General features: G+C 72.0%; 13 protein-coding genes. 11 read left to right on the forward strand and 2 right to left on the reverse strand.

From position 1 onward, the window contains the following. Window positions 1–103 precede the first annotated feature (103 nt). Window positions 104–349 carry a hypothetical protein gene (locus ACLQ2R_RS20180; RefSeq protein WP_425961575.1) on the forward strand — a complete coding sequence of 82 codons (246 nt, stop codon included), beginning with the start codon at window positions 104–106 and terminating at the stop codon, window positions 347–349. Window positions 350–444: 95 nt separating this feature from the next. On the opposite strand, the gene ACLQ2R_RS20185 is transcribed toward ACLQ2R_RS20180, so the two are convergent. Together ACLQ2R_RS20185 and ACLQ2R_RS20190 are read right to left on the reverse strand one after the other, a co-directional pair. Continuing rightward, entirely contained in the window at window positions 445–1,707 is a 1,263-nt protein-coding gene (locus ACLQ2R_RS20185; RefSeq protein WP_425961576.1) for an MFS transporter, read from the reverse strand. A 137-nt stretch (window positions 1,708–1,844) separates the two neighbouring features. Beyond that, the gene (locus tag ACLQ2R_RS20190; protein WP_425961577.1) at window positions 1,845–3,524 is read right to left on the reverse strand and encodes a class I adenylate-forming enzyme family protein; all 1,680 of its coding nucleotides are present in this window, start codon (window positions 3,522–3,524) and stop codon (window positions 1,845–1,847) included. 263 nt (window positions 3,525–3,787) lie between these two features. Between ACLQ2R_RS20190 and argC the strand changes: the two genes are divergently transcribed. From argC to tyrS, 10 genes are all read left to right on the forward strand, one after another. Continuing rightward, a complete protein-coding gene (argC, locus tag ACLQ2R_RS20195; protein ID WP_425961579.1) occupies window positions 3,788–4,810 on the forward strand; it encodes an N-acetyl-gamma-glutamyl-phosphate reductase in 1,023 nt (340 codons plus the stop codon). Then, window positions 4,807–5,961, forward strand: coding sequence for a bifunctional glutamate N-acetyltransferase/amino-acid acetyltransferase ArgJ (gene argJ, locus ACLQ2R_RS20200; protein WP_425961581.1), 1,155 nt, complete (start codon window positions 4,807–4,809; stop codon window positions 5,959–5,961). The genes argC and argJ overlap by 4 nt, the downstream gene beginning before the upstream one ends. Further along, the gene (argB, locus tag ACLQ2R_RS20205) at window positions 5,958–6,920 is read left to right on the forward strand and encodes an acetylglutamate kinase (RefSeq protein WP_425961582.1); all 963 of its coding nucleotides are present in this window, start codon (window positions 5,958–5,960) and stop codon (window positions 6,918–6,920) included. The genes argJ and argB overlap by 4 nt, the downstream gene beginning before the upstream one ends. 116 nt (window positions 6,921–7,036) lie before the next feature. Next, entirely contained in the window at window positions 7,037–8,188 is a 1,152-nt protein-coding gene (locus tag ACLQ2R_RS20210) for an acetylornithine transaminase (protein WP_425961616.1), read from the forward strand. Then, a complete protein-coding gene (gene argF, locus ACLQ2R_RS20215) occupies window positions 8,178–9,209 on the forward strand; it encodes an ornithine carbamoyltransferase (RefSeq protein WP_425961584.1) in 1,032 nt (343 codons plus the stop codon). The genes ACLQ2R_RS20210 and argF overlap by 11 nt, the downstream gene beginning before the upstream one ends. An 8-nt stretch (window positions 9,210–9,217) precedes the next feature. Next, entirely contained in the window at window positions 9,218–9,790 is a 573-nt protein-coding gene (locus tag ACLQ2R_RS20220; protein ID WP_425961618.1) for an arginine repressor, read from the forward strand. Next, window positions 9,783–10,982 (forward strand): argininosuccinate synthase, encoded by a 1,200-nt coding sequence (locus ACLQ2R_RS20225; protein WP_425961586.1) that lies wholly within the window; start codon window positions 9,783–9,785, stop codon window positions 10,980–10,982. The genes ACLQ2R_RS20220 and ACLQ2R_RS20225 overlap by 8 nt, the downstream gene beginning before the upstream one ends. Before the next feature lie 41 nt (window positions 10,983–11,023). Further along, window positions 11,024–12,442, forward strand: a complete 1,419-nt coding sequence (gene argH, locus ACLQ2R_RS20230) for an argininosuccinate lyase (RefSeq protein ID WP_425961588.1) — start codon at window positions 11,024–11,026, stop codon at window positions 12,440–12,442. A 165-nt stretch (window positions 12,443–12,607) separates the two neighbouring features. Then, window positions 12,608–13,306 (forward strand): DNA-3-methyladenine glycosylase, encoded by a 699-nt coding sequence (locus tag ACLQ2R_RS20235; RefSeq protein ID WP_425961590.1) that lies wholly within the window; start codon window positions 12,608–12,610, stop codon window positions 13,304–13,306. A gap of 289 nt (window positions 13,307–13,595) precedes the next feature. After that, window positions 13,596–14,864 (forward strand): tyrosine--tRNA ligase, encoded by a 1,269-nt coding sequence (gene tyrS / locus ACLQ2R_RS20240; protein WP_425961592.1) that lies wholly within the window; start codon window positions 13,596–13,598, stop codon window positions 14,862–14,864. Window positions 14,865–15,480 lie beyond the last annotated feature (616 nt).

The following is a 15,480-nucleotide window of genomic DNA, read 5'->3' on the forward strand; positions in this document are numbered from 1 at the left end:
CCAGGGGCCGGCGCCGCGACGCGCGGCGCCTGACCGGTTCACCGGGGCCCGGGATCCGTCCCGGGCCCCTTCCGCCGTGCCTGGTCCGGTTCGGGAGGGGACGATGAGACATCTGCTGGTCTTCGCGGAGCGCGACGACGCCGAGGAGGTCGCCGAGACCGTGGCCGGGGAGTTCCCGGCGCTGGGCGTGCCCGCGGTGGTCAGGGAGACCCTCGCGGGCGAGGACGACGCCGAGGACGCCCAGTGGCTCGTGGTCGTCGAGGACCCCTCCGGCGCGCTGCGGGCGGAGGGCGTGGCCCGCCTGGACGCGCTGGCCGAGGAGTACGAGGGCTGGCGCGAGACCGGCTGAGCGCCCCGGAGCTCTAGAGCCGGTCGATCTCCGTCAGGTCGATGTCGATCTCGAAGGAGGATTCCGCTCGGTGAGAACACGTGCCGGTGCCGGTGTCAGGTGGTGGCGGTCTCCTCCGCGTGGACGCGGCGGGCGCGTTCCCTGACGGCGTGCTCGTCGGTGCGGGAGTCGTAGTGGCGGAAGGCGGGCAGCAGCGCGGCCATCGCGGCCACCGCGCCCACGCAGAGCAGGCCGCCGACGCCCAGGGAGAAGCGGGTCCCGCCGAGGTTGGCCATCAGGCCCGCCCTGGCGTTGCCCAGCATCGGCCCGCTGGTGTAGGAGAGCAGCTCGATGCCGGCCAGGCGCCCCCGGTACTCGTCGGGGATGGTCTGGTTCCAGATCGTGGAGCGGAACACGCCGCTGATCATGTCGGCGGCCCCGGCCACCGCCAGGAAGGCGAAGATGCCCCAGACGGTGGGCATCATCGCCGCCAGCGCCACCGCGACCCCCCACACGGCCGCCGCGACGATCACGCCGAGGCCGTGCCGGTGCACGTACCTGGTCCAGCCGGAGGTCACCGAGGCGATCATCGAGCCGACGGCCGAGGCGGAGAAGAACAGGCCCAGGGCCTCCGGGGCGCCCAGCTCGTCGGCGAGGAAGGGGTAGAGCGCGGTGGAGAAGGCGAAGACCATCGCGGCGATGTCGACCAGGTAGGTGCCCATCAGGTCGGGGCGGCTCACCGCGTAGCGGACCCCGTCCACCAGCGCGCCGATCGAGGCCGGGGGAGCCTCCTCGGAGCGGGGCTGGGCCCGCACCGCCCAGAGCAGGACCAGGGAGAGCGCGAAGGTCAGCACGTTGATCCCGTACGCCACCGCGACGCCGAACCAGGACGCGATCAGGCCGCTGAGGCCCGGGGCGACGATGGCGCCCAGGTTCCACCGGAAGGCCGACAGGGCGGCCGCGGCGGTGAGCTGGTCGTGCCTGACCACGCGCACCAGCAGCGACTCCAGGCTGGGCCGCTGCAGGCTGCCCAGGCCCGCCGACAGCGCGCCGACCACGTACAGCACCCAGACCTGCGGCTTCGGGAGCAGCGCGTTGACGGTGAGGATCGCGACGGTGAGGCAGAGGCCCATCTCGGTGAAAAGGATGATCTTGCGCCGGTCGAGCGCGTCGGCGATCGCCCCGCCCCAGAGCCCGCAGACCACCATCGGGACGAACTCGGCCACGCTGACCAGGCCGACCGCGAGGTAGGAGCCGGTGAGCTCCTTCATCTGCAGCGGGACGGCGACCAGCGTCAGGAAGGTGCCGAACATCGTGATCAGTCCGGAGCCGAAGAGCAGGCGGAAGTCACGGGAGTCGCGCAACGGGCTGAGATCCATCGACAGATGGCGCAGAAGGGTTTTCAGCGATCGATCAGGTTTTTCCGACACGGACATTCAGTTTCGACACCGACCGGCCGGGACGCAAACGATTTACCACCGGCCGCCCGCCCCGGGGGGCGGGCGGCACGCGGGCCTCAGGGGCCGAGCACCTCCCTGCGCAGGCTGGTCTTGAGGATCTTGCCGCCGGGGTTGCGGGGCAGCTCCGTCTCGCGTATCCAGAACCTGACCGGCACCTTGAACGGCGCGATCCGCTCGCGCAGGAACGCCTGGAGCTCCTCGGGCGCCACCGGCGACGACAGGCGCACCACCGCGCCGACCTCCTCGCCCAGCTCGTCGTGGGGAATGCCGATCACGGCGGCGTCCTGCACGGCCGGGTGCTCGAACAGGGCGGCCTCCACCTCGGCGCAGTAGACGTTCTCGCCGCCGCGGATGACCATGTCCTTGGCGCGGTCCACGATGAAGACGAAGCCCTCCTCGTCCGTCTTCGCCAGGTCGCCGGTGTGCAGCCAGCCGTCGACGAAGGTCTCCGCGGTGGCCTCGGGGCGGTTCCAGTAGCCCAGGATGACGTTGGGGCCGCGCACGCAGAGCTCGCCGACCGCGCCGGGAGGCAGCTCGGCGCCGAGCGGGTCGGCGATCTTCACCTCGACCACGGCCATGGGCAGGCCGATGCTGTCGGGCTTGGCGAGGTAGTCCGCGCCGGCGTTGCTGATGGCGAGCGCGGTGGTCTCGGTCATGCCGTACCCGTTGGAGGGGGCGCGGCTGGGGAGCTGCTCGGTGATGCGCTCCAGCAGCCTCGGCGGGGCGGGGGCGCCGCCGTAGCCGAGGGCGCTGAGGCTGGAGATGTCGTACTTCTCCAGGTCGGGGTGGGACAGGAGCTGCCAGACGTTGGTCGGCACCCCGGTGAGGCCGGTGATCCGCTCGCGCTCGATCAGCTGCAGCGCGCGGCCCGCGTCCCACTTGTACATCAGCACCAGGCCGCCCCCGGTGAACATGGTGGTGGTCATCACCGCGAAGCAGCCGGTGACGTGGAAGAGCGGCACGGTGAGCAGGGTGACGCGGCGCTGGCCCGTCGCCGCGCCCGGGTCCATGCCCGCCTTGAGCATGACGCGGTACATCCCGTAGGCGACGGTCATGGGGGACTGGCCGAGGTTGCGGTGGCTGCCCAGGGCGCCCTTGGGGCGGCCGGTGGTCCCAGAGGTGTAGAAGATCGTGGCGGGGTCCTCGGGGGAGAGCTCCACCGGCGGCGGCGTGGCGTCCGCCGCCACCTCGCCCAGGACGTCCGCGAACGAGCGGGCGCCCTCGGGCACCTCGCCCCGGGTCACGATCAGCGCGGGCGCCGGGCCGGGCAGGCCGGGCAGGCCGGCCAGGCCGGCCGCCCGCTCGGCGTCGGCGATCAGCACCTTGGCGCCGGAGTCGGTCAGGCCGTACTCCAGCTCCTGGGGGGTCCACCAGGCGTTGAGCGGCACCGCGATCGCCCCGGCGGCCAGCACGGCCGAGAAGGAGATCACCCACTCGGGGTAGTTGCGCATGGCGATGGCCACCCGGTCGCCCTTGGCCACGCCGTACTCGACGGTCAGGCGCCGGGCCAGGGTGGCGGCCCGCCGGTAGTGCTCCTCGTAGGTGATGTGCTCGTCCTCGTAGGTGAGGAAGACCTTGTCGCCGTGGAGCCTGCTGATCTCCAGCAGCGCCCGGAAGTCCCTGGGGGCGTGTTTCCAGGTCTTGACGGTCCCGCCGTGGCTCGCGACCTCGTCCAGCTCGAAGAGCTGCCCGGGACCGGTGAGCTGCGTCCTGACGTGGTCATGGCTGATGGTCATGGTTTCTACTCCCCGAAGCGGAGGGACCGGTGACGTCACGATACCGACCGGTAGGTACGTGCAACAGGGCCGAAACATCACCGGCCCCTCCTAGACTCGGATCGCGCTGGGAAAAACCGCCTTTTTGAGTGTTTTATGCCGTTTATGAAACCATAGGCGCGCGTCGTTCCCCGCAGAGTTGCATGAAGATCCTAAGACATGCATAATCTCTCTAGTAACTTCATGAGCTTCAGTGCATGAACATGCAGTCACCGGGGGGACGGATGAGAGCGGCGATCGCGGGTGCCAGCGGCTACGCCGGAGGTGAGCTCCTGCGCCTGCTGCTGTCCCACCCCGGCATCGAGATCGGCGCACTGACCGCGGCCTCCAGCGCCGGCACCGCCCTGGGCGCCCACCAGCCGCACCTGACCCCGCTGGCCGGCCGGATCCTGCTGGAGACCACCCCCGAGCACCTCGCCGGCCACGACCTGGTCTTCCTGGCCCTGCCGCACGGGGCGTCGGCCGCGGTCGCCGAACGGCTCGGCGAGAACACCCTGGTCGTCGACTGCGGCGCCGACTTCCGCCTCTCCGACCCCGCCGCCTGGGAGCACTTCTACGGCGGCGTCCACGCCGGCACCTGGCCCTACGGCCTGCCCGAGCTGCCCGGCCGCCGCGAGGAGCTGCGCGGGGCCCGGCGGATCGCCGTCCCCGGCTGCTACCCGACGGCCGTCACCCTGGCGATGTTCCCGGCGTTCGCCGCCGGGATCGTCGAGCCCGACGTGGTGGTGGTCGCCGCCAGCGGCACCAGCGGAGCCGGCCGGGCGCCCAAGGCGAACCTGCTGGGCAGCGAGGTGATGGGCGCGGCCAGCGCGTACGGCGTCGGCGGAGTCCACCGGCACACCCCCGAGATGGAGCAGAACCTCTCCCTGCTGACCGGCGGCCCCGTCACGGTCTCCTTCACCCCCGTGCTGGCCCCGATGAGCCGCGGCATCCTCGCCACCTGCACCGCGCCCGCCGCCGACGGCCTCACCCCCGCCGTGCTGCGCGAGGCCTACGAGACCGCCACCAAGGACGAGCCGTTCCTGAGGCTCCTGCCCGAGGGCCAGTGGCCCTCGACCTCGATGACGCTCGGCGCCAACACCGCCGCCCTCCAGGTCGTCCTGGACGAGCGCGCCGGCCGCGTCGTCGCCGTCGTCGCCATCGACAACCTGACCAAGGGCACGGCCGGTGGCGCGATCCAGAGCGCCAACCTCGCCCTCGGCCTGCCGGAAGAGCTCGGCCTTCCTCTCAACGGAGTCGCCCCATGAGCGTGACCGCACCCCTCGGCTTCCGGGCCACGGGCATCGCCGCCGGAATCAAGTCCGGCGGCGCCCGCGACCTGGCACTGATCGTCAACGACGGCCCCTCGCGCGCCGCCGCGGGCGTCTTCACCGTCAACCGCGTGAAGGCCGCCCCCGTCCTGTGGTCGCAGCAGGTGCTGTCCGGAGGGCGGGTGCACGCGGTCGTCCTCAACTCCGGCGGCGCCAACGCCTGCACCGGCCCGCTCGGCTTCCAGGACACCCACGCCACCGCCGAGAGGGTCGCCGCCGCCCTGGGCGACTCCGCCGGAGAGGTCGCGGTGTGCTCCACCGGCCTGATCGGCGACCGGCTGCCGATGGACCCGCTGCTGGCCGGCGTCGACCTCGCGGTCTCCCAGCTCGCCAGGGACGGCGGGCTGAACGCCGCCGACGCGATCCGCACCACCGACACCGTCTCGAAGATCTCCTTCCGCAAGGGCGCGGGCGGCTACATGGTCGGCGGCATGGCCAAGGGCGCGGGCATGCTCGCCCCCGGCCTCGCCACCATGCTCTCGGTGATCACCACCGACGCCGACCTGCCCGCCGGGCTGCTCGACGAGGTGCTGCGCAAGGTCACCCGGGTCACCTTCGACCGCCTCGACGCCGACGGCTGCATGTCCACCAACGACACCGTGCTCCTGCTGGCCAGCGGCGCCAGCGGCACCGTCCCCGACCTCGCCGAGTTCGAGCAGGTCCTGTTCGCCGTCTGCGCCGACCTCGCCCGCCAGTTGATCCTGGACGCCGAGGGCGCCTCCAAGGCGATCGCCGTCGAGGTCGTCGGCGCCGCCTCCGAGGACGACGCCGTGACCGTCGGCCGCGCCGTCGCCCGCTCCAACCTCCTCAAGTGCGCCATCCACGGCGAGGACCCCAACTGGGGCCGGGTGCTCTCGGCCGTCGGCACCACCGACGCCGCCTTCGAGCCCGACCGGCTCAACGTGGCCATCAACGGCATCTGGATCTGCCGGGCGGGCTCCGTGGGCGACGACCGCTCCAAGGTCGACCTGAGCCCGCGCGACGTGACGATCACCGTCGACCTGTCCGCGGGACCGCACACCGCCACCGTCCACACCACCGACCTCACCGCCGCCTACGTCCACGAGAACTCGGCGTACTCCTCATGAGACGCGACGACGCCCTGGCGAAGGCCGCCACGCTGATCGAGGCGCTGCCGTGGCTGGCGACCTTCCACGGCGCGACCGTCGTCATCAAGTACGGCGGCAACGCCATGACCGACGAGGGACTGCGCGAGCGGTTCGCCGAGGACGTCGTCTTCCTGCGCTACGCCGGGCTCAAGCCGGTGATCGTGCACGGCGGGGGCCCGCAGATCAACGCCCAGCTCGACCTGCTCGGCATCTCCTCCACCTTCACCGCCGGCCTGCGCGTCACCACCCCCGAGGCCATGCGGGTCGTCAGGATGGTCCTCGTCGGCGAGGTCAACCGCGACGTGGTCGGCCTGATCAACCGGCACGGGCCGTTCGCGATCGGCATGTCCGGCGAGGACGCCCACCTGCTCACCGCGGTGCGCAAGCACGCCCTCGTCGACGGCGCCGCCGTCGACATCGGCCAGGTCGGCGAGATCGTCGCCGTCCAGGCCGGCGCGGTGCGGGCCCTGCTGGACGACGGGCGCATCCCGGTGATCTCCTCGGTGGCGCGCAGCGACGACGGCACCGTCTACAACGTCAACGCCGACACCGCCGCCGCCGCGCTCGCCGTGGCGCTGGGGGCGTCCAAGCTGATCGTCCTGACCGACGTCGCCGGCCTGTACCGCGACTGGCGCCCCGACGCGGGCGAGGACGAGGTCATCGCCCGCCTCTCCGCGGGCGAGCTGGAGAAGCTCCTGCCCACCCTGTCCAGCGGCATGATCCCCAAGATGGAGGCGTGCCTGACCGCGGTGCGCGGCGGCGTGCCCCGGGCCCACGTGCTCGACGGCAGGGTGCCCCACTCGGTGCTGCTGGAGATCTTCACCGACGAGGGCGTGGGAACCATGGTCCTGCCCGACACCCCCGGCCCGCCGGCCACGCACGGACAGCCCGGAGCGCGGACGACGGCCGCCGCCACACCGAAGGGGAACGACCAGTGAGCCCGCAGCACGAGACCGCCACCCCGAGCGTCACCGGGACCGTCACGGCGACCGTCCCCGAGACCGTCGCCGAGACCGCCGGTGAGGCGCTCGCCAGGCGCTTCGAGGCCGCCTTCATGCCCAACTACGGGGTGCCCCCGCTGGCACTGGCCCGGGGCGAGGGCACGCGGGTCTGGGACGCCGACGGACGCGAGTACCTCGACCTGATCGGCGGCATCGCGGTCAGCTCGCTCGGCCACGCCCACCCGGCCCTGGTGGAGGCCGTCACCCGCCAGGTCGCCACCCTCGCCCACACCAGCAACCTCTTCCTGCACGAGCCCGAGGTGCTGCTCGCCGAGCGCCTGCTCGGCCTGCTCGGCGCCCCGGCCAGGGTCTTCCTGTCCAACTCCGGCACCGAGGCCAACGAGGCGGCCCTCAAGCTCGCCCTCAAGTACGGCAAGGCGAACGACCGCCCCCGCTTCGTGGCCGCCGAGAACGGCTTCCACGGCCGCAGCCTCGGCGCGCTCTCGCTGACCGGCAAGCCCGCCATCCGCGACCCGTTCGGTCCCTTCCCCATCGACGTCACCTTCGTCCCCTACGGCGACGCCGGCGCCCTCAAGAACGCGGTCGACGACCGCTGCGCCGCGCTCTTCCTCGAACCCACCCAGGGCGAGGCCGGGGTCGTCCCGCCGCCCGAGGGGTACTTCCGCGCCGCCAGGGACATCTGCGACGCCACCGGCACGCTGCTGGTCGCCGACGAGATCCAGTCGGCCGTCGGACGCACCGGCCACTGGTTCGCCCACCAGCACGAGGGCGTGCTGCCCGACGTGCTCACCCTGGCCAAGGGCCTGGGCGGCGGCCTGCCGATCGGCGCCTGCGTCGGCTTCGGCGACGCGGCCACCCTCTTCGCCAAGGGCGACCACGGCTCCACCTTCGGCGGCAACCCCGTCGCCGCCGCCGCGGCGCTCGCCGTGCTCGACACCGTCGACCGCGACGGCCTGCTGGAGCACGTCCGCACCGTCGGCGCCGAACTCGCCGCCGGCATCGCCGCGATCGACCACCCGCTGCTGGCCGGCGTACGCGGCCGGGGACTGTGGCTCGCGCTCGTGCTGACCGCCGACCGCTCCGCCGCCGTCCAGGCCGCCGCGCAGCGGGCCGGGTTCCTGGTCAACGCCCTGCAGCCCGACGCGGTACGGCTCGCGCCCCCGCTGGTCATCACCTCCGCCGAGGTCGCCGCCTTCACCGCCGCGCTCCCGGCCATCCTGGACGGCGCCTCCGATGACCGCTGACGCCACCGGAGGGCCGCTCGTCGCGCACGCCCCCGTCAGGCACTTCCTGCGGGACGACGACCTCACGCCCGCCGAGCAGGAACAGGTCCTCGACCTGGCCGAGGCGATGAAGAAGGACCGCCACGGCTACCGGCCCTTCGCCGGCCCGCAGACCGTCGCCGTCCTGTTCGACAAGCACTCCACCCGCACCCGGGTCTCCTTCGCGGTCGGCATCGGCGAGCTCGGCGGGCTCCCGCTGACCCTCGACGCGGGCTCCTCCCAGATGGGCCGGGGCGAGTCGATCGAGGACACCGCCCGGGTACTGGAGCGCCAGGTGGGCGCCATCGTCTGGCGCACCTCCGGCCAGCACCGGATCGAGGCCATGGCCTCGGCCAGCTCGGTGCCGGTGGTCAACGCCCTCACCGACGAGTTCCACCCCTGCCAGATCCTCGCCGACCTGCAGACGGTCAGGGAGCACTTCGGCGCGACCGCCGGGGTGACCCTGGCCTACTTCGGGGACGGGGCCAACAACATGGCCCACTCCTACCTGATCGGCGGGGCGCTGGCCGGCATGCACGTGCGCGTCGCCGCCCCCGCCGGCTACCTGCCCGACCCGGAGATCCTCCGCCGGGCCACCGAGATCGCCGAGGGGACCGGCGGGTCGGCCGTCGTCGTCGCCGACCCGGCCGAGGCCGCCGACGGCGCCGACGTGCTCGCCACCGACACCTGGGTCTCGATGGGCCAGGACGGCAGGGAACAGCGGATCGCCGACCTGATGCCGTACCAGGTCAACGCCGCGCTGCTCGACCGGGCGGCCCCCGGCGCCGTCGTCCTGCACTGCCTGCCCGCCTACCGCGACCTGGAGATCACCGGCGAGGTCCTCGACGGCCCGCGGAGCCTGGTCTGGGACCAGGCAGAGAACCGGCTGCACGCCCAGAAGGCCCTGCTGTACTGGCTGGTCGCGGTGGCCGGCCGGGACGCGCCCGCGGACGGCCTCGCAGCCGGAGGCGGTTCCGGCGGCGGGGGCGGGGGACCGGCGTGAAGATCCCGATGACCAAGGTCGCCCGCCAGGCGCGCATCACCGACCTGCTCCAGCGGCAGCCGATCAGATCCCAGCCGGAACTGGCCAAGCTCCTGCTGGAGAGCGGGGTGGAGGTCACCCAGGCCACCCTCTCGCGCGACCTGGACGAGCTCGGCGCCCTCAAGCTGCGCGCCGAGGACGGCTCCCTGGTCTACGCCCTGCCCGGTGAGGGCGGCGACCGGATACGGCGTGCCAGGCTCGGCACCGGGGAGTCCCCGGCCGCGCGGCTCGGCAGACTCGCCGAGGAACTCCTCGTCTCCGCCGAGGCCTCCGCCAACCTGGTCATCGTCCGCACGCCCCCCGGGGCGGCGCAGTTCCTCGCCTCCGCCATCGACCACGCCGACTGGGAGTCCATCCTCGGCACGGTGGCCGGGGACGACACCATCCTCGTCATCAGCCGGGATCCCACGGGCGGGGTGTCGGTCGCCGAGGCGCTGCTCAGGCACGCCGACCGACGTATTCAGCCCGCTCACGCGGGCGGTCCCTGGCAGCATCTGACACCTGTGACGAACGAACAGCTTGGAGATATCAATCATGACTGACCGGGTCGTACTCGCCTTCTCCGGCGGCCTCGACACATCCGTGGCCATCCCCTTCCTCGCCGAGAAGACCGGCGCCGAGGTCATCGCGGTGGCCGTCGACGTCGGCCAGGACGGCGAGGACATGGAGGTCATCCGCAAGCGGGCCATCGAGTGCGGCGCCGTGGAGTCCGTCGTGGTGGACGCCCGCGAGGAGTTCGCCACCGACTTCTGCGTGCCCGCCCTGCAGGCCAACGCCCTCTACATGGACCGCTACCCGCTGGTCTCCGCGCTCTCGCGGCCGCTGATCGTCAAGCACCTGGCCGCCGCGGCCAAGGAGTTCGGCGGCACCCACGTCTCGCACGGCTGCACCGGCAAGGGCAACGACCAGGTCCGGTTCGAGGCCGGGCTGGCCGCCCTCTTCCCCGAGCTCAAGGTCATCGCCCCGGCCCGCGACTACGCCTGGACCCGGGACAAGGCGATCGCCTACGCCGAGGAGAAGAACCTCCCGATCGAGACCAGCAAGAAGAACCCGTACTCCATCGACCAGAACATCTGGGGCAGGGCCGTCGAGACCGGCTTCCTGGAGGACATCTGGAACGGCCCGATCGAGGACGTCTACGCCTACACCGCCGACCCGTCCCAGCCGCGCGAGGCCGACGAGGTCATCATCAGCTTCGTCAAGGGCGTCCCGGTGGCCCTGGACGGGCGGCACCTGACCCCGTTCCAGGTCATCGAGGAGCTCAACCGGCGCGCCGGCGCCCAGGGCGTGGGCCGTCTCGACATGGTCGAGGACCGGCTGGTCGGCATCAAGTCCCGCGAGGTCTACGAGGCGCCGGGCGCCATCACGCTGATCACCGCGCACATGGAGCTGGAGAACGTGACCGTCGAGCGCGACCTGGCCAGGTTCAAGCGCTCGGTGGACCAGCGCTGGGGCGAGCTCGTCTACGACGGCCTGTGGTTCTCCCCGCTCAAGAAGGCCCTCGACACCTTCATCGCCGAGGCCCAGGAGCACGTCACCGGCGAGATCAGGATGGTCCTGCACGGCGGCCGCGCCACGGTCACCGGCCGGCGCTCCGAGGCGTCGCTGTACGACTTCAACCTCGCCACCTACGACACCGGCGACACCTTCGACCAGTCCCTGGCCAAGGGCTTCGTCGAGCTGTGGAGCCTGCCCTCCAAGATTGCCTCGGCGCGGGACGCCCGGCTGTCCTGAGTCGGCTAGGGTCGCGGATTGAATGGGGAGGGAGAACGACGGTGACTGATGGTGGCAAGCCGATGCGGCTGTGGGGCGGCCGGTTCGAAGGAGGTCCGGCCGACGCGCTGACCAGGCTCTCGGTGAGCGTGCACTTCGACTGGCGGCTCGTACCGTACGACCTGCTGGCCTCGCGCGCGCACGCCCGGGTGCTGCACCGCGCGAACCTGCTGACCGAGGACGAGCTGGCACGGATGATCGGCGCCCTGGACGACCTGGAGCGCGCCTGCAAGGCGGGCGAGTTCCGGCCGACCGTCGCCGACGAGGACGTCCACACCGCGCTGGAGCGCGGGCTGCTGGAGCGCCTCGGCACGCTCGGCGGCAAGCTCAGGGCCGGTCGCAGCCGCAACGACCAGGTCGCCACCGACCTCCGGCTCTACCTCCGCGACCACGTCCGGCACATCGTCTCCCGGCTGGTGGAGCTGGAGACCGCGCTGATGAGCCAGGCCGAGGAGCACGCCGAGACGGCCGCTCCCGGCATGACCCACCTGCAGCACGCGCAGCCGGTCTCCTTCGGCCACCAGCTCCTGGCACACGTGCACGCCTTCGCCCGCGACATCGACCGGCTGCGCGACTGGGACCGGCGCGCGGCCGTCTCCCCGCTCGGCTCCGGGGCGCTGGCGGGCTCCTCCCTGCCGCTGGACCCGCGCGCCGTGGCCGAGGAGCTCGGCTTCGACTCCGCCGCGCCCAACTCGATGGACGCCGTCGCCGACCGCGACTTCGCCGCCGAGTTCCTGTTCGACGCGGCGATGATCGGCGTGCACCTGTCCCGGCTGGGGGAGGAGATCGTCCTGTGGGCCTCGCAGGAGTTCCGCTGGATCGAGATGGACGACGCCTACTCCACCGGCTCGTCGATCATGCCGCAGAAGAAGAACCCCGACGTGGCCGAGCTCGCCCGGGGCAAGAGCGGCCGCCTCATCGGCAACCTCATGGCGCTGCTGACCACGCTCAAGGGCCTGCCGCTGACCTACAACCGTGACCTGCAGGAGGACAAGGAGCCGGTGTTCGACTCCGTCGACACCCTGCTGCTCGTCCTGCCCGCCATGGCCGGGCTGGTGGCGACCATGCGGGTCAACACCGCCAAGCTGGAGGCCTCGGCCCCCGACGGGTTCGCGCTGGCGACCGACCTGGCCGAGCTGCTGGTCCGCAGGGGCGTGCCGTTCCGCGAGGCCCACGAGGCGGTGGGGCACCTGGTCGTGTGGTGCCAGGTCAACGACAAGGACTTCGGCGAGCTCACCGACGACGAGCTGGCCAAGGTCTCACCGCACTTCACGCCCGACTCCCGCGAGGTACTCTCGGTGCCCGGCGCCCTGGCGGCCCGCAAGGCGCACGGCGGCACCGCGCCCGACCGGGTCCGCGACCAGCTCATCGCGCTGCGCGACACCGTCGACGGGCAGGCGAGCTGGGCGAGCGGGAACTGACGCCCGGTGACGGCGAGAGGGCCGGAGCCCGATGACGGGCGGGGCGGGCGGACGCCCGCCCCGGCGCGGTCGGCAGGGGATCCCGCTTCCGCTCCCGCTCCGGTGAGGGCGGGGGACCCCACGCCCGCTGCGGCGCGGTCGGCGGGGAACCTCACGTCCGCTCCGGTGAGGCTGGCGCGGGAGTTCTTCGACCGTCCCGCGCACCAGGTCGCCCCGGACCTGCTGGGGCGGGTGCTGGTGCACGGGCCGGTCGCGCTCCGCATCACCGAGACCGAGGCGTACGGCGTGCCCGGGGAGGACCCGGCCTCGCACACCTACCGGGGGCGCACGGCGCGCAACGCGGTCATGTTCGGCCCGCCGGGCCACCTGTACGTGTACTTCACCTACGGCATGCACTTCTGCGCCAACCTGACCTGCCTGCCCGAGGGGGTCGGTTCCGGGGTGCTGCTCCGAGCCGGAGAGGTGATCTCCGGCGCCGAACCGGCCCTGGCCCGCCGCACCGCGGGCGGCGCCCGCGTCGTCAAGCACGTCGATCTCGCCAGGGGGCCGGCCCGGCTGGCGGTGGCGCTGGGCTTCGGACGCGAGCACAACGGCCTCGACGCCTGCGGCCCGGGGCCGCTCGCCGTGCTCCCGGAGACCCCGGAGACCCCGGAGACCCCGGAGACCCCGGAGACCCCGGAGATCCGTGAGGGCTCCGGGATCGGTGAGCTGGCGGTGCTGGAGGGCGAGCCGGTCGCGTCCTCGTCGATCAGGTCGGGACCGCGGACCGGGGTGTCGTCGGGGCGGGAGACGCCGTGGCGCTTCTGGATCGACGCCGACCCCACGGTCTCGCCGCACCGCCCGCACGTCCCGCGTCGCCGGTAGCCTTCGCGCCGCCTGGTCCCTTCCCTTCCGGGTTCGGTGTACGGCCTTCGCGCCGCCCGGTCCCTTCCTGTCCGGGTTCGGTGTACGGCCGTCCCGCGCCGCCGGGTCCCGTCCCGCCCCGTCCGGGTGCGGCGCACGGCGTCCTCGCGGGTGTCCGTGTCCCGCCGGGCGCGTACCCGCCGGTCGGCTCGGGCGCGAAGGGGTGTCCGGGTGGCGTGAGCGGGCGGTGATCGGGCAGGCTGGTGTCCGAAGCCCCGAAAGTCCCTTCGAGCATTGGAAAGCAAGGATCGTGACCGACATTCTGGATGACCTCGCCTGGCGCGGCCTGATCGCGCAGTCCACCGACATCGACGCCCTGCGGGCGGCGATGGCCGAGGGTCCGATCACGGTCTATTGCGGCTTCGACCCCACCGCCCCCTCGCTGCACGTCGGCAACCTCGTCCCGCTGCTCACCCTGACCCGCCTGCAGCGGGCGGGCCACCGCGTCATCGGGCTGGTGGGCGGCGCGACCGGACTGATCGGCGACCCCAGCGGCCGGAGCACCGAACGCTCGCTCAACTCCTCCGACGTGGTGGCCGAATGGGTCGCGCGCATCCGCGTCCACGTGGAGAAGTTCCTCGACTTCTCCGACGAGGAGCGCGGGATCCTGGTCAGCAACCTCGACTGGACCGCGGGCATGTCCGCGATCGACTTCCTGCGTGACGTCGGCAAGCACTTCCCGGTCAACCGGATGCTCGCCCGTGAGTCGGTCTCGGCCCGTCTGGGCGGGGAAGGGCTCAGCTACACCGAGTTCAGCTACCAGATCCTGCAGGCCAACGACTACCTGGAGCTGAACCGGCGCTACGGCTGCACCCTGCAGATCGGCGGCAGCGACCAGTGGGGCAACATCACCGCCGGGAACGACCTCATCCGCCGGGTGACCGGCGGCCACGTGCACGCCCTCACCGTGCCGCTCATCACCAAGGCCGACGGCACCAAGTTCGGCAAGACGGCCGGTGGCGCGGTCTGGCTGAACCCCGAGATGACCTCCGCGTACGCGTTCTACCAGTTCTGGCTGAACGCGGACGACCGGGACGTGGTGAAGTTCCTCAAGATCTTCAGCTTCAGGTCCCGTGAGGAGATCGAGGAGCTGGAGAAGTCCGCGGCCGAGCGGCCGGCCGCCCGTGAGGCCCAGCGGGCGCTCGCCGAGGAGTTCACCACGCTGGTGCACGGCGCGGACGAGTGCGCCGCGGTGATCGCGGCCTCGGCGGCGCTGTTCGGCCAGGGTTCCCTGGAGGAACTCCCCGCCCGGACGCTGGGGGAGGCCCTCGCGGAGGTGCCGCGCGCCGAGGTGTCCGGCCTGGGGGCGTCCTTCGTGGACCTGCTCGCCGAGAGCGGTCTGGTCAAGTCGAAGTCAGAGGCGCGCCGTGCGGTGAAGGAGGGGGGCGCCTACCTGAACAACACCAAGGTGACCGACGAGACGTACGCGCCGTCCGCCGGCGATCTGCTCCACGGGCGCTTCCTGGTGCTGCGCCGGGGTAAGCGCTCCATCGGCGGCGTCGAGCTCGTCGAGGCCTGATCCGGATGTTCCCGCACCGGGAGACGTTCCCGGTGCGGGTGCCTCTCCTGCTCGTACCGGGTGTGATCGTCCAAGTGGCAAACGCGCGGTAGATCGGCCCCCGGCGGGTCAACGAGATGGACATGATGTGCCGACGCCCCGGTCATGGCCGGGGCGCCGACCGTACCGGGGCGTAACGTTTCGGTGGCGAAGGCGCCGGGTTCTTCCCATGCAACGCCCTGACCTGCGGTTTTATCGAGGATCGTTGATTTGACGATGTTCGGAGAGGCGCATAATGTTTCTCATGCCCCGGGAGCGAGCCGGACGCCTGCGAGGCGGACGGGCCCCGGGAGCCGATCCACTGAACGAGCCTCAGAGTTCGGACCCACGTAGGTCACCGGAAAACCGGTTGATTCGCCACGGCCTGACTGTCACGGTAGGTTCAGAGGGTCGTCCCGGAAGCGGGAACGAAAAGCCTAGCCAGTTTGCCGGGATTGTGGCAAGTGAATCAAGCTCCACGATTTGACACAATCTTAACAGGCCGGTACGGTTGAAATACGAAATGGAACGCCCCTGACGGTCGGCCGGTTGAATCGGCTGGGTGGCGGGTGTACGCGTCCGTTTCTTGAGAACTCAA

It is taken from the genome of Streptosporangium sp. DT93, assembly GCF_049844535.1.
GTDB lineage: Bacteria > Actinomycetota > Actinomycetes > Streptosporangiales > Streptosporangiaceae > Streptosporangium.

Bases quoted from the DNA above. Each gene is read 5' to 3' on its own strand.
- argF (WP_425961584.1), top strand. From the start codon at position 8,178: ATGACCGCTGACGCCACCGGAGGGCCGCTCGTCGCGCACGCCCCCGTC.
- argJ (WP_425961581.1), top strand. From the start codon at position 4,807: ATGAGCGTGACCGCACCCCTCGGCTTCCGGGCCACGGGCATCGCCGCC.
- argB (WP_425961582.1), top strand. From the start codon at position 5,958: ATGAGACGCGACGACGCCCTGGCGAAGGCCGCCACGCTGATCGAGGCG.
- ACLQ2R_RS20225 (WP_425961586.1), top strand. From the start codon at position 9,783: ATGACTGACCGGGTCGTACTCGCCTTCTCCGGCGGCCTCGACACATCC.
- ACLQ2R_RS20190 (WP_425961577.1), bottom strand. From the start codon at position 3,524: ATGACCATCAGCCATGACCACGTCAGGACGCAGCTCACCGGTCCCGGG.
- argC (WP_425961579.1), top strand. From the start codon at position 3,788: ATGAGAGCGGCGATCGCGGGTGCCAGCGGCTACGCCGGAGGTGAGCTC.
- ACLQ2R_RS20185 (WP_425961576.1), bottom strand. From the start codon at position 1,707: ATGGATCTCAGCCCGTTGCGCGACTCCCGTGACTTCCGCCTGCTCTTC.
- ACLQ2R_RS20180 (WP_425961575.1), top strand. From the start codon at position 104: ATGAGACATCTGCTGGTCTTCGCGGAGCGCGACGACGCCGAGGAGGTC.
- ACLQ2R_RS20220 (WP_425961618.1), top strand. From the start codon at position 9,218: ATGACCAAGGTCGCCCGCCAGGCGCGCATCACCGACCTGCTCCAGCGG.
- ACLQ2R_RS20210 (WP_425961616.1), top strand. From the start codon at position 7,037: ATGCCCAACTACGGGGTGCCCCCGCTGGCACTGGCCCGGGGCGAGGGC.